Annotated in this window: 14 protein-coding genes; 4 read left to right on the top strand and 10 right to left on the bottom strand. The window is 62.7% G+C overall.

Translation table 11 applies throughout. The features are described 5' to 3' along the window. Positions 1-13: 13 nt before the first annotated feature. The 4 genes from ACP15O_RS06210 to paaI are packed head-to-tail and all read right to left on the bottom strand — an operon-like array spanning position 14 to position 3,559. Positions 14-589, bottom strand: a complete 576-nt coding sequence (locus ACP15O_RS06210) for a TetR/AcrR family transcriptional regulator (RefSeq protein ID WP_425095179.1) — start codon at positions 587-589, stop codon at positions 14-16. Then, positions 589-1,893, bottom strand: coding sequence for a phenylacetate--CoA ligase PaaK (gene paaK / locus ACP15O_RS06215; protein ID WP_425095180.1), 1,305 nt, complete (start codon positions 1,891-1,893; stop codon positions 589-591). The genes ACP15O_RS06210 and paaK overlap by 1 nt, the downstream gene beginning before the upstream one ends. 41 nt (positions 1,894-1,934) lie before the next feature. Next, positions 1,935-3,128: a 3-oxoadipyl-CoA thiolase gene (gene pcaF, locus ACP15O_RS06220; RefSeq protein ID WP_425095182.1), complete on the bottom strand. Its 1,194-nt coding sequence runs from the start codon at positions 3,126-3,128 to the stop codon at positions 1,935-1,937. Beyond that, positions 3,125-3,559, bottom strand: coding sequence for a hydroxyphenylacetyl-CoA thioesterase PaaI (gene paaI / locus ACP15O_RS06225; RefSeq protein ID WP_425095183.1), 435 nt, complete (start codon positions 3,557-3,559; stop codon positions 3,125-3,127). The genes pcaF and paaI overlap by 4 nt, the downstream gene beginning before the upstream one ends. A 118-nt stretch (positions 3,560-3,677) precedes the next feature. On the opposite strand from paaI, the gene paaZ reads away from it, so the two are divergent. From paaZ to ACP15O_RS06240, 3 genes are all read left to right on the top strand, one after another. Then, the gene (gene paaZ / locus ACP15O_RS06230) at positions 3,678-5,705 is read left to right on the top strand and encodes a phenylacetic acid degradation bifunctional protein PaaZ (protein ID WP_425095184.1); all 2,028 of its coding nucleotides are present in this window, start codon (positions 3,678-3,680) and stop codon (positions 5,703-5,705) included. 67 nt (positions 5,706-5,772) lie between these two features. Beyond that, positions 5,773-6,570, top strand: coding sequence for a PaaX family transcriptional regulator C-terminal domain-containing protein (locus ACP15O_RS06235; protein ID WP_425095185.1), 798 nt, complete (start codon positions 5,773-5,775; stop codon positions 6,568-6,570). A gap of 31 nt (positions 6,571-6,601) precedes the next feature. Further along, complete coding sequence (locus ACP15O_RS06240; protein ID WP_425095186.1) at positions 6,602-6,946, top strand: DUF2794 domain-containing protein; 345 nt, start codon at positions 6,602-6,604, stop codon at positions 6,944-6,946. A 24-nt stretch (positions 6,947-6,970) separates the two neighbouring features. On the opposite strand, the gene ACP15O_RS06245 is transcribed toward ACP15O_RS06240, so the two are convergent. From ACP15O_RS06245 to ACP15O_RS06255, 3 genes are read right to left on the bottom strand one after another with little or no spacing between them, the layout of a single operon-like run. Further along, entirely contained in the window at positions 6,971-7,819 is an 849-nt protein-coding gene (locus ACP15O_RS06245; RefSeq protein WP_425095187.1) for a C40 family peptidase, read from the bottom strand. A 2-nt stretch (positions 7,820-7,821) separates the two neighbouring features. Continuing rightward, complete coding sequence (locus ACP15O_RS06250; RefSeq protein WP_425095188.1) at positions 7,822-9,207, bottom strand: leucyl aminopeptidase family protein; 1,386 nt, start codon at positions 9,205-9,207, stop codon at positions 7,822-7,824. A 60-nt stretch (positions 9,208-9,267) separates the two neighbouring features. Next, a complete protein-coding gene (locus ACP15O_RS06255; protein WP_425095189.1) occupies positions 9,268-9,648 on the bottom strand; it encodes a hypothetical protein in 381 nt (126 codons plus the stop codon). Between the two features lie 156 nt (positions 9,649-9,804). On the opposite strand from ACP15O_RS06255, the gene ACP15O_RS06260 reads away from it, so the two are divergent. Then, positions 9,805-10,455, top strand: a complete 651-nt coding sequence (locus ACP15O_RS06260; protein WP_425095480.1) for a carbonic anhydrase — start codon at positions 9,805-9,807, stop codon at positions 10,453-10,455. 65 nt (positions 10,456-10,520) lie between these two features. Here ACP15O_RS06260 and ACP15O_RS06265 read toward each other — a convergent pair whose 3' ends face one another. From ACP15O_RS06265 to ACP15O_RS06275, 3 genes are all read right to left on the bottom strand, one after another. After that, a complete protein-coding gene (locus ACP15O_RS06265) occupies positions 10,521-11,543 on the bottom strand; it encodes an aspartate-semialdehyde dehydrogenase (protein ID WP_425095190.1) in 1,023 nt (340 codons plus the stop codon). Positions 11,544-11,611: 68 nt separating this feature from the next. Then, positions 11,612-12,790 (bottom strand): MFS transporter, encoded by a 1,179-nt coding sequence (locus ACP15O_RS06270; protein WP_425095191.1) that lies wholly within the window; start codon positions 12,788-12,790, stop codon positions 11,612-11,614. Positions 12,791-12,893: 103 nt separating this feature from the next. Beyond that, a complete protein-coding gene (locus tag ACP15O_RS06275; RefSeq protein WP_425095192.1) occupies positions 12,894-13,964 on the bottom strand; it encodes a branched-chain amino acid ABC transporter permease in 1,071 nt (356 codons plus the stop codon).

Below are 13,964 nucleotides of genomic sequence, written 5' to 3' on the forward strand. Positions count from 1 at the left end.
CGAGGCGCCAGAATCAAAGGGCGCGCAGACCGCCCACAACGAAATCGGTGGCCAGATCGGCATATGCGGCGCGGCTCATGCCTTTGCCGGGGCGGTGCCACATGTAGAACCAGTTCAGGATAGCGAAAACCGTCATTGTCGCCGCGCGCAGACGGGCCGGATCATCCGCCAGCGTGGGCTGCACCTGCAAAACGGCAGTGCCCATGATGTCCACCAGCGCGCGCTGCGTGGCGATCAGCGGCGCTTTTTTATCGTCCGGCAGAATGTCCAGCGCGTCGATTTGCAGCTTATGTTCGGCATCCGCGTCCTCATAGGCGGTCAGAGTCGCAGCGATCAGTTTGCCCAGCCCCTCGCCTTCGGAGGCCTGCACCAGATCCAGTAGCTGCCCCAGGTGATCGTCCAGAATGTCGAACAGCAGATCCTCCTTTGAGGACCAGTAGTGATAGATCAGCGCCTTGGACACACCGCAGGATTTCGCCGCGCCCGTCATGCTGGCACGGTCGAACCCATGCGCGGCGAAATAGGCGGCGGCCCCTTTGCGCAGGGCCGCTCGTTTTTCGTCGTGATCGCGTGCCAGTCCGCGGGCCATCAGCTCTCCTTGGGGCGATTGTCGATGATGCGCACTGCTTTACCCTCGGAACGCGCCACTTGGCCAGCCCCAGCCACCTGAACCTTGGCGCTGATACCGACATTCGACTTGATTTTACCCGACAAATCGCGCGCGGCGGCGTCCGGATTGCCGGCGCCCTCGGCCAGTTCCACATGGACGGTCATCACGTCCATCCTGTCAGGACGGCTAAGCTCGATCTGGAAATGCGGAGCCAGGGCAGGCACGTCCATCAGCTGTTCCTCGATCTGAGTGGGGAAGACGTTCACGCCGCGCAGGATGATCATGTCATCGCTGCGGCCTGTGATCTTCTCCATCCGCCGCATCGAGCGCGCAGTGCCCGGCAAAAGGCGCGTCAGGTCGCGGGTGCGATAGCGGATGATCGGGAAACCCTCTTTGGTAAGCGAGGTAAAGACCAGCTCGCCCAGCTCGCCATCGGGCAGCACTTCGCCGGTGTTGGGGTCGATGATCTCGGGATAGAAATGATCCTCCCAGATGTGCAGGCCATCCTTGGTTTCCACGCATTCATTGGCCACGCCGGGGCCGATCACCTCGGACAGGCCGTAGATGTCTACCGCGTGCATGTCAAAGGCGTCCTCGATCTCCTTACGCATGGCGTTGGTCCAGGGCTCGGCACCGAAAATCCCCACCTTCAGCGGGCTTTCGCGCGGGTCCAGACCCTGCTGCGCGTATTCATCCAGAATGGACAGCGCATAAGAGGGCGTCACCGTGATCCCGTCGGCGCGGAAATCCTCGATCAGGCGGACCTGGCGCTGGGTCATGCCACCGGACACGGGCACAACGGTCAGGCCCGCGCGCTCGGCCCCGCCATGCACGCCCAAACCGCCGGTGAACAACCCATAACCATAGGCATTGTGCAGCACATCCCCCGGCCGCAACCCCGAGGCCCGCATACACCGCGCCACCACATTGGCCCACATGGACAGATCGTTCCGGGTATAGCCCACAACCGTCGGCTGCCCCGTCGTCCCCGAGGACGCATGTACCCGCGCGATCTGCTCGCGTGGGACGGCAAACAGGCCGAAGGGGTAATTGTCACGTAGATCCTGCTTTACCGTGAATGGAAATCTGGCCAGATCCGCCAGGGATTTCAGATCCTCCGGATGCACCCCGGCCTTATCGAAACTGTCCCGATAGAAGGGGACGTTTTCATAGGCATGTTTCAGCGACCATTTCATCCGCTGCAATTGCAGCGCGGCAATCTCATCGCGCGAGGCAGTTTCGATCGCTTCCAGATCGCCGGGTTTTGGCGATAGATCTTTCATAGCACGTTCCTCCACTAAACGGTGCCGTATGGTTTTTGGGCTCAGACAGATTCCAGCATCAAGGCGATACCCTGACCGACGCCGATACACATGGTGCAGATCGCCCGTTTGGCGCCCGCATCCACCATGTTGATCGAGGCCGTCAGCGCCAGCCGCGCGCCCGACATGCCCAGCGGGTGCCCCAGGGCAATCGCGCCACCGTTCGGGTTCACATGGTCCGCGTCATCGGGCAGGCCCAGCTGCCGCATGGTGGCCAGCCCCTGCGCGGCGAAGGCCTCGTTCAGTTCGATGAAATCCACATCACTGATTTTCAGCCCGTGCCGGTCCAGCAAAGCCTGCGTCGCCGGGGCCGGGCCGATCCCCATGATCCGCGGGGGCACCCCCACCGTCGCCATGGACGCAATCCGCGCCCTGGGGGTCAGCCCGTATTTTTCCACCGCAGCGCCGCTGGCCACGATCAGCGCCGCCGCGCCGTCATTCACGCCGCTGGCGTTCCCTGCCGTCACACTGCCGCCCTCGCGGAAGGGGGTGGGCAGTTTCGCCAGCTTCTCCAGCGAGGTCATCCGCGGGTGCTCATCCGTATCGAACACGATGTCATCGCCGCGCCGCTGCGGGATCGTCACCGGCGTGATCTCGCGCGCCAGCCGCCCCGAGGCAATCGCCGCCGCCGCCCGTTCCTGTGAACGCAGGGCGAACGCATCCTGATCCTCGCGCGAGATATTGAAATCAGCGGCCACGTTTTCCGCCGTTTCGGGCATGGAATCCGTCCCGAATTGCTTGTGCATCTGCTTATTTACAAAGCGCCAGCCGATGGTGGTGTCGTAAATCTCGGCCTTGCGGGAAAAGGCGCTGGTGGCCTTGCCCTGAACGAAAGGCGCGCGCGACATGGATTCCACACCGCCGGCAATGATCACCTCGGCCTCGCCGCATTTCACGGCGCGCGCGGCGGTGCCGATCGCATCCAGACCCGAGCCGCAAAGACGGTTCATCGTGGTGCCCGGCACGCTCTCTCCCAGGCCCGCCAGCAGGGCAGACATGCGAGCGACATTGCGGTTATCCTCGCCCGCGCCATTGGCGTTCCCCATGATCACCTCGTCCACCTGCAACCCGTCAAAAGGTGCGGTCACCTCGCGGATCACATGCGCCAGCATGTCGTCTGGCCGGACCGAGCTAAGCGCCCCCCCATAGCGGCCAATTGCGGTCCGCGTTCCCTCGCACAGAAATGCGTCTCTCATTCTTCGCTCTCCTCGAAATGCTGGCCCTTGATCTGCCGCGACAGGCCCCGGAACAAAGCAACCTTGCGGCCGTCCTCTCCGGTGACGGTGACGTCATATACGCCTGATCGGCCGGTCAGAGCCGCCTCTTGGGCATGGGCTGTCAAGATCTCATCCGGCTGGCCGGGCGACAGGAACGTGATCGAGTTTTCCTGCGCCACCACCAACCGATTGTAACTGTTGCACGCAAAGGCAAAGGCCGAATCCGCCAGGGTAAAGATGTATCCGCCATGGCAGATGCGGTGCCCGTTCAGGAAATCCTCGCGTACCGGCATCGACAGCACGGCACGGCCTGGCCCGATCTCTTGCAGGGTCATCCCCGCGGCCTGGCTGGCCACATCCCTGACCCACATCGCTGCTGCACTGCGCTCGGCGCGCTCTTGCGGTGTCATTTCGGTATTTCCTCCCCGTCGCGATTCAAAGCTTGCACAAAACCGACCAGTCGGTCAATAGTATTGCAATAGGAATTATAATGCCACATACTGCGGACAACCGTTCGAGGAGACCCCAATGCTGAAACCCGAAAGCTATATCGCAGGAAACTGGATCGCGCCCGGCGCTGCGGCCAGCCCCATCATCGGCCCTGTCACGGCCAGCGAAATTGCCCTGGCGGGCGGATCTGCGATGGATACGGACGCAATGCTACAGTATGCGCGCAACGTGGGCGGGCCAGCCCTGCGCGCCCTAACCTTCCATGATCGCGCCAGAATTCTAAAGAAACTGGCCCTATACATCGGCCAGCGCAAAGAAGAGCTATACGCGATCAACGGCCTGACCGGCGCCACCCGGCGCGATGGCGGCGTGGATATCGAAGGTGGGATTGGGACGCTATTCGTCTATGCTTCGAAGGGCCGCCGCGAACTGCCGGATGCGCAGGTCTATGCCGATGGCGAGGTCGAGCAGCTGGGCCGCACCGGTGCCTTCATTGGGCAACATATTGCAACACCTCTGCAAGGTGTCGCTGTCCATATCAACGCGTTCAACTTCCCCGTCTGGGGCATGCTGGAAAAGCTGGCCCCCACCTTACTGGCTGGCGTGCCTGCGATCGTGAAACCGGCGACGCAGACCTGTTACCTGACCGAAGCCTGTTTCCGCATGATCATCGAATCGGGCCTGCTGCCCGAGGGTGCCGTGCAGTTGATCATCGGCCGCACCGGCGATCTGCTGGACAAGATGGGCCCGCAGGATGTGGTCAGCTTCACCGGCTCGGCCGACACCGCGCAGATGCTGCGCACGACGCCTGCGCTGATCCAGAACTCGACCCGTTTCCTAGCGGAACAAGACAGCCTGAACGCCTCGATCCTGGGCGTGGATGCCGATACGGACAGCCCCGAATTCGCGCTGTTCATCAAAGAAGCCGTGACCGAGATCACCACCAAGGCCGGACAGAAATGTACCGCCATGCGCCGCCTGCTGGTGCCCGATCACATGGCCGATACGGTGGCCCAGGCCCTGTCGGCAAAACTGGCCACGATCACCGTCGGCCACCCAGATTCCGAAGGCGTACGCATGGGGGCCTTGGCATCGATGGCGCAGAAATCGGACGTGCTGGCCAAGGCCGCGCAGATCGGCACCGAGGCGCGTCAGATCTGCGGCGCTCTGGACGGGTTCCAGCCCGTGGACGCGGATGCCCAGGCCGCCTTTATCCCGCCGACCCTGTTCCAATGCGACGATCCGGACGGCGCGGAAATCATCCACTCGGTCGAGGCATTCGGCCCCGTATCGACCATCCTGCCCTATCGCGACACGGCCCATGCGGCGGCGCTGGCGAACCGCGGCGAGGGCTCTCTGGTGGCCTCGGTCTTTACCCATGATCCGGCGATTGCGCGCGACATCACCCTGACCAGCGCGGCCTGGCATGGACGGCTGTACATCAACAACCGCGACACCGGACGCGAGGCGACGGGCCACGGCGCGCCCATGCCGCATATGGTCCACGGTGGCCCCGGCCGCGCCGGCGGCGGCGAGGAACTGGGCGGCATTCGCGGCGTGAAACACTACCTACAGCGCACCGCGATCCAGGGCACGCCCGAGATCATCAGCGCCATCACCGGCACCTGGATCAAGGGCGCTCCGCAGTCAGAAAACCCGACCCATCCGTTCCAGCGGACGTTCAACGAAATCCAGATCGGCGAGACGATTCACACGGGCTCGCGCACGATTTCGATGGAGGATATCGAGCATTTCGCCCATTTCACCGGCGACACGTTCTATGCCCACATGGACGAGAACGCGGCGCAGCGAAACCCGTTCTTCCCTGGCCGGGTGGCGCATGGGTACCTGCTGTTGTCCTTTGCTGCGGGCCTGTTCGTGGAACCGAACGAAGGCCCGGTTCTGGCCAATACGGGGCTGAACGGTCTGTCCTTCCAGAAACCCGTCAGTGCTGGTGACAGCATCAAGGTTGCCCTGACCTGCAAGCGCAAAACCAAGCGCACGAATGACTATGGCGAGGTTGCCTGGAACGCGACCCTGACCAACCAGGACAACGAGCAGGTCGCCGAATACGAACTGCTGACCATGGTCGCCTACCAGCGCTGATCCCACGGGGGGCGGCCCGGCGCTGCCCCCACTTCCCCTCAGACATAACCGGGTGTATCAATGGGTTATGGATCCGCTTTCCCCTCTGATTTCCGCCCTGCATGACGAAGGCCGCCTGCGCGTGTGGTCTTTGGTCATTACTGTATTCGGCGACAGTGTGCAGCTGCGCGGCGGCCGGATTGCCAACCTGCGTCTGCAAAAACTGTTGGGCCGGATCGGGATCGAGCCAGGGACGATCCGTACCGCGCTGTCTCGGCTGGGGCGTGATGGCTGGGTGACGTCCGAACGCGAAGGGCGCAACAGTTATTACCGGCTTACCGCCGAGGGCCTGGCGCAATTTGCCGATGCCACCAGCCGGATTTACGCGCCCCCACGCACGTCCCCGGTGACGGAATGGGTGCTGGCCATCGGGCCGGATCAGCCCGGAGTTCCAGTCGCCCCCGGCGTTGTGCTGCGCCCTGCGGATCAGGCCGCCCCCACCCCCGAGTGCGCCGTTTCCGGGGATTTGTCCGCCCTGTCGAAAGCGATGCGCGCGACCCTGCTGACCAAAGCACATCAGGAAGCTTTGACAGCCCTGTTTGCCGATCTGGATGCGCTGGCCGGGTGCAGCCTGACCCCGCTTGAGGCCGCGGCCGCACGCACCCTGCTGATCCATCGCTGGCGCCGGATCGTGCTGCGCCACCCCGAACCGCCCATTGATCTGCTGCCAGAGCGTTTCAGAGCGCGCGATCCGCGTGCTCAGGTGGCTGCGGCCTATGGCGCCCTGACGCAAAGCGCCGAGATTTGGTTCGATACTGCGCTGCAAGATGTCTCGGCCATGCCCTCTGCGCACCCGGATTTCGGCAAAAGATTCCGGCAGGCTTGATTTAACCTCCGATTGGCGCAACTCTGGGCTTATGAACATGCAAGGCCCCACCCCATTTCCCCGTCCCGACGTCCCTTCTCAGGTGGCTTTTGACCGCAAAGAGATGGGCGTGATCATGGGCCTGTATGGCCGCATGGTGGCCGCTGGAGAATGGCGCGATTACGGGATTTCCTGCCTGCGGGAAATCGCGGTGTTTTCAGTGTTCCGCCGCACCGCTGAAACTCCTCTCTATCGGATCGAAAAACACCCCAAGCTGCGCAACAAACAGGGCATGTATGTCATATTCGGCATGGACGGGCAGATTCTGAAGCGCGGGCATGACCTGAAAACCGTGCTGCGCGTGCTAGAGCGTAAGCTGATCCGCTCGGTCGATTAGACCATCTGCCAGCGCCCAAAGCGCTTACCCACCAGCGCGCCGGCGCAATCTGGGCAAGCGCCGGCGCGAGGTCACAGGCCCATCGCCCTGCGCCGCGATCCGGGCGATGGCGGCCTCCATGTCCTCGTATGCCACGGCCATGTGGTGCGCGTTGGCATGAAGCAACCGGCCCTTTCCGGCCACCAGCGCGACATGCCCTTTCCAGAACAACAGATCGCCCCGGCGCAGCTTTGCGGTCTCGCTCAGGGCGCGACCTGTCTGCGCCTCTTGCATGTCGCTGTCGCCCAGGCAGGGTACGCCCACACCGACGCAGGCCGCCTGCACCAGCCCCGAACAATCTATGCCCCAGATCGAGTTCCCGCCCCACAGATAGGGCACCCCCAGATACCGCTCGGCCACTTCGACAGGATCCGAGGCCAGCCGGTCCAGAGCTGCCAGATGCGGACGTGGAATATAGCCCAGCGGCGTTTCAAAAAACCGCTCGGTCTCGCCGATGACCCGGAATTGCGAGCCCATCGACAGGTTCATTCGCTCGTGGCTTTTGAAATCCGGCTCGGTGTACAGATGCGAGGCCCGCGCGATCACCCAATGGGTGGCGGGGCGGCGCTCTTCCAGCTGATCGAAACGCAGATAGCCGACATAGCCGTCCTTCTCGGCCTGTACAAAGGCCCAGCCAGCGCGCTCTTCGAACATCTGAACCCGCTCGCCCAGCAGCAATTGCCGCTCGCGCCGCCCATGCGGGGCGGACAGCAGATCGGCCAGGGGAACGGCGACCATTTTCTCGGTGCCGGCCACATAGCTGGCCGCCTCAACCTGCCCCCGCAAATGCTGCGCAGCGACACGTTTGTTGGCCGGGGTCAGACGACGATCCATGGCTACAGTCCCAGAACGTCCGGCAGGGCCTCAAGCAGGGCGCGCGCGCCCATCCCGACGCCACCCTTGGGCCGCGCGGGCAGAGCCTTGGGGGACCAGCCGTAAATATCGAAATGCGTGTAGCGGCAGCCCGTTCCGGCAAACCGGCGCAAAAACAGGGCCGCCGTGATCGCCCCACCGAAACCACCCTTGGGGGCGTTGTCCAGATCGGCGATACCGGGTTCCAGATCGGCTTCATACGGATCCCAGAAGGGCAAGCGCCAGACCGGATCGGCCACGCGCCCCGCCGCATTCGTCAACGCCTGGGCCAAGGGATCGTCATCGGTGAAAAACGGCGACAGATCGGGGCCCACGGCCACCCGCGCCGCGCCCGTCAGCGTCGCCATCGAGAGCATCAGATCGGGGTTTGACTCGGCCCCCAAAGCCAGCGCGTCGGCCAGAACCAGCCGCCCCTCGGCATCGGTGTTGTTGATCTCAACCGTCAGCCCCTTGCGGCTGGTCAGGATGTCCCCCGGACGGAACGCATTGCCCGAAACGCTGTTTTCCACGGCAGGCACCAGAACCCGCAGGCGCAGGCTCAGCCCCAGCCCCATGATCATATGCGCCAGCCCCAGAACCGTCGCGGCGCCGCCCATATCCTTCTTCATCAGGCCCATCGAGGCCCCCGGTTTCAGGTTCAGCCCACCCGTATCGAAACAAACCCCCTTGCCCACCAGCACCAGCAACGGCCCGTGATCACCCCATTGCAGATCAATCAGACGGGGTGCCTGCCCGGACGCGCGCCCGACCGCGTGGATCATCGGGAAATTCTGTTCCAGAAGCGCATCGCCAAGCGTAACCGTAATCTGCGCGCCATGCTGCGCGGCCAGCCCGCGCGCGGCTTGCTCTAATGCGTCGGGGCCCATGTCGCTGGCCGGGGTGTTGATCAGATCGCGGGTCAGAAACTCGCCCGCGGCGATAGTTTCCAGACGGGGCCCATCCACCCCTTCGGGCGCGATCAGCCGTGCCCCGCCCCCCGATTGAGCGCGATACCGATCGAAGGCATAACCGGACAGCAGCCAGCCCAACGCCTCTTCTTCCAGCTTATCGCCCGGCACGCCGCTGGCAATGCGATACGTCCCTGCGGGCAGGCTTGTCGCCGCCGAGGCCAGATGGAACCGCCCGCGCGCCCGCTGATCCGCCGTGCCATACCCGGCCAGAACCGCCTGAATGCCCCCCGTCTGAGACGGAATCAGTAATGTTTTACCCAGCCCCGCCTGAAACCCCGAGGCCTTCAGCCAGTTCCGAACCTGATCGGATTGCCCCTGCGCCCAGGCGTCAACAGCGCCGGTTTCCAAAACATGAACAGGAATAGCATCGGCTGTCGCCGTGGCAAAAGTAGCAGTCATCTGGGCCCCATTTGTTAATCGCGCCCAGCCTACGCCGATTGTCGGCACCTGCAAGGGGGGCTAGATGGATAGCCCCTGCATATCCCATACCGCTGTCAAAGATTGCTCTCCGATACGCATCAATCGGGCGATTGTGGCGGCCAGCGCCACCGGATCCCCCTGATCAATACACTCGACAACATCCCCGGCAACCGTCGCCAACGCCCACATCCCCACCTGATCCGCAATGCCAATCAATGAACGGACGGTTTTGCGCAGGTCCAGAAACTGTGCGGTCGAGTATTGTCGCTCGGCTTCGGTCAGGCGTTGGGTCAGCTCGTCCATAGCGCGGCAAATCACATCGCCTGCGCCGGCCTCGCCCAGTTCATAGAAAAGATCCCCTAATCTGCCGGCATCCAGTCTAACGGATTCTTCCGGTTTCAGTGTCGTTATGTAGTTCACAGTCTCACCCCATAGTGCGCCCCCACAGGCCCGGATCGAGCTTGCCGTCAAAGTGGTTCCCAAAAGGTTGAGACCGACAATTGTTTTCCCTCGAAAACCGTTTAAATGCAGGGTAATTTCCCCGATCAGAACGACAAGAAACGCAAGGATGACGACATGGACAACGCTAAGCCCCTGCCCGCCTATCTGGTGCAACGGTATCAAGGATGGAAGGCAACGACCTACACGGAAAACCAGAATTGGTATCGTCGCTTAGCAGACGAGGGCCAACGCCCCCGCGCCATGGTGATTTCCTGCTGCGATTCGCGCGTGCATGTGACCGCGATTTTCGGGGCTGATCAGGGCGAATTCTTCATCCACCGCAACATCGCCAGCCTGGTCCCCCCGTTCGAGCCCGATGGCGGCCAGCACGGCACCTCGGCCGCGATTGAATACGCGGTGACGGTGCTGAAGGTGTCGCATGTGGTGGTGATGACCCATTCGCAATGCGGCGGTGTGGCCGGCTGCCATGACATGTGCATGGGCAACGCCCCCGCGCTGGAGGAAAAAACCTCGTTCGTGGGCCGCTGGATCGACATCCTGCGCCCCGGATTTGAAAAGGTGAAGGATGTCGAGGGCGACGACGCGCGCAAGACGGCCCTGGAAAAACAGGCGGCGCTGACCTCGATCGAGAACCTGATGACCTTTCCCTTCGTGCAGGATGCGGTGCAAAGCGGCCAGCTGGCGCTGCACGCGGTGTGGCACAACATCGGCGAAGGCACCGTGGAACAGTATATCGCCGAGGAAGGCCGTTTCGCGCAGGTCTAATCTCTGCATTGGACAAACAAAAAGGGCGCCCCGCCGGGCGCCCTTCGTCATTTCTGGGGGCAAGATCAGCCCTTTTTCAAAACCTCACGGCCCAGCAGCTCGGCGATCTGAACGGCGTTCAGCGCGGCACCCTTGCGCAGGTTATCCGACACGCACCACATGTTCAGACCGTTATCAATGGTGCTGTCCTGACGGATGCGGCTGATGAAGGTCGCGTAATCGCCCACGCATTCGACGGGGGTGACGTAGCCACCGTTTTCGCGCTTGTCGATCACCATGATGCCGGGGGCCTCGCGCAGGATGTCACGGGCTTCGTCTTCGTCCAGGAAATCCTCGGTTTCGATATTGATCGATTCCGAATGGCCCACGAACACAGGCACACGCACGCAGGTGGCCGTGACCTTGATCGAAGGGTCCACGATCTTCTTGGTCTCGGCGACCATTTTCCACTCTTCCTTGGTGGAGCCGTCTTCCATGAAGACGTCGATATGCGGGATCACGTTAAAGGCGATCTGCTTGGGATAGACCTTGGGGGCCACCTCTTGGCCGGGGACATACATGCCCTTGGTCTGATCCCACAGCTCGTCAATCGCGTCCTTGCCCGAACCCGAAACCGACTGATAGGTGCTGACGACGACACGCTTGATTTTCGCGCGGTCATGCAGGGGCTTGAGCGCCACAACCATCTGCGCGGTCGAGCAGTTGGGGTTCGCGATGATGTTCTTTTTCGAATAGCCGTGCACGGCCTGCGGGTTTACCTCGGGGACGATCAGCGGGATGTCCGGATCGTAGCGATAGAGCGAACTGTTATCGATCACCACACAGCCCGCCGCGGCGGCCTTGGGCGCGTATTCCTTCGTCGCGGCCGAACCCACGGCGAACAGCGCCATGTCCCAGCCAGTGAAATCAAAGGTGTCCAGATCCTCGGTGGTCAGGGTCTTGTCGCCAAAGCTGACCTCGGTGCCCAGCGATTTACGGCTGGCCAGCACGGCAATCTTCTCCACCGGGAACTGACGTTCCGCCAGGATGTTCAGCATTTCACGGCCCACGTTCCCCGTGGCGCCGACGACGACGACATTATAGCCCATTTCGAGCAACTCCTTTGTTTAGGACGAGGCTCCATACCGCAGGGGAACGCAGGATAAAAGAGGTTTTGCTAGTCCACGCGGTCTCGGGAAAAGAGGTATAGCGCCAGCCCCACAGCCATCGCGGCAAGAAACAGCACAAAGAGCGCCTCATACGGGGCCTGAGGCGCGCCGCCCTTTGCGCTGACCGCGCGATGCAGCTGCCCCGTGGCCACCTGAAACACGCCCACGCCCCCGATCGAAAACAGGTTCATCAGCGTCACCCCGCGCCCCACCAGATGCGCCGGGAAAAAGCTGCGCCCATGGGCCATGATCATCGGATAGGCCGCGGCAAAGAACCCGACCATCGCAAACAGCGCCATCGCCATCCAGGGGCTGCCCACAGGCAGCAGCCACAGCGCCGCCAGGGCCCCCGCCCCCACCAGATTGCCGGTGAAAATCACCCATTTTCGGGTGCCCAGCAGGCGATCCAGCGGGCCATAGGCAAAGGTGCCCAGGATCATCGCCACCCCCATGATCAGCGTCGCATTCCCCACCCGAGCGGCATCGAAGGCGAAAACCTCGGTCAGGTAGGGGCCGATCCACAGCCCCCGCAGCCCAGCCGCCGGCGCGTATTGCACAAAGGCCAGCGGGAATATCAGCCACAGGGCGGGCATTTTCAGCAGGTCCAGAACGCTGCCCTTTTGCTGGTGATGCACGGTCTCGGGGTCTTTGACCGTCAGCCAGATACCAATCGCAACCGCCGCGCTGACCGCCGCCAGCCCGAACAGAGTCTCGCGCCAGCCAAAGGTCTCTGCCGCCATCGCCATGGGCAACGCGCCCAGCAGGTTCCCGGTGCTGCCCACCCCCAGCAGAACGGCCGCCAGGGTTGCAAACACCTTGGCCGGGTAATTGCGCGCGAAAATGTAATAGCTGGCCATCAGCACGGGCGAGCACCCCACACCGATCAGCGCCATCGCCCAGGAAATATGCTGCGGAGCCGTGGCCACGCCGAACAGGACCGCACCACCGGCGCCTCCGATCAGCAGCAGCGCCCCGGCCGTACGCCGTGGCCCGATCCGATCCAGCGCAGCGCCCACCGGAATCTGCATCGCGGCAAAGGCCAGGAACCATAGCCCCGAGGCATTCGCCAGATCCTGCGCCGTCGCGCCCACGTCCTGCTCCAGTACCGTCGTCAGCACCGCCAGAAACGAGCGATAAAACTGACTAAGAACATAGGCCGCGCAGAGCAGCACCAATCCGGCTCCCATGTTGATCCCTCCTCCCAAAGGTCGTGCAGATTGATCCGAAAACACAAAAGGGCGCAACCCGGAACTTGGTTGCGCCCTTAGGGTTTTGACTGGCGGCGCGCGCCTATTTCCCCGCGCGCAGACGCCCAACCACGCCTGTGGGGAAGAAATAGACGCTTAGGATAAACAGGATCCCCAGCCACAACAGCCAGCGATCGGCATCCAGCAGGTCCGGCAACAAAGGCACCCCCTCAACCGCGCCCGAGGCCGCGCCCATCAGCCCCTGAAGGTAATTTTGCGCAATCACCAGCAGAGCCGCCCCAATCACGGCCCCATACATGGTGCCCATTCCGCCGATCACCACCATCAGCAGGATGTCCACCATGATATCGAAGCTCAGCACCGTGTCGGGCCCCACATACCGCAGCCAGATCGCATAAAGCGCCCCCGCCAAAGCCGCCACCGCCGCCGAAATGCAGGTCGCCGCAGTGCGATAGTTCACCACCCGATAGCCGATGGATTCCGCGCGAAAGTCATTCTCGCGAATGGCCTGCAACACACGGCCAAACGGCGAATTGACGATCCGCAAGAGCAGCAGGAACAACAGGAACGAGCCGATGAAGACCACATAGTAATTCAGCAGCTTGCCGTTGGTTTTGACGCCCAGGATCTCTCCGCCGAAGGTTTCCTTGCCAAAACGGAAAGCCGGGGTCAGCTCGCGCGGGATCTTATAGTTCAGCCCGTCCTCGCCGCCCGTCAAACCGGACAGCTGGCTAACCAGAACCGCCACCGCACTGGCCACCGCCAGGGTGATCATCGCAAAGAAAATCGCACGCACCCGCAGGCTGAACAGCCCGATCAGAAAGGCCACGACTGCCGCCAGAATGGCCCCCGATCCCGCGCCGACAATCAGCGCGCCAAAGCCGCGATCCATATGCGTACAGGCCAGCGCCACGCCATAGGCCCCCATGCCAAAGAACATGGTGTGGGCAAAACTGACGATGCCCCCATAGCCCAGCATCAGATCGTAAGACGCCACCAGCAGGATAAACACGCAGATCCGCGCCGCCGTATCCACGGATCGCACACCAGGAAAAATGAAAGGCGCAAAGGCCAGCGCGAACAGGATCACACCCAAAATGACAGCCAGCACGGTGCTGCGGGGCATATCGCCCGAGAGAAGCTTCACAATCAT

The organism is Youngimonas ophiurae (nom. illeg.) (genome assembly GCF_049803795.1).
Lineage (GTDB): Bacteria > Pseudomonadota > Alphaproteobacteria > Rhodobacterales > Rhodobacteraceae > Thalassobius.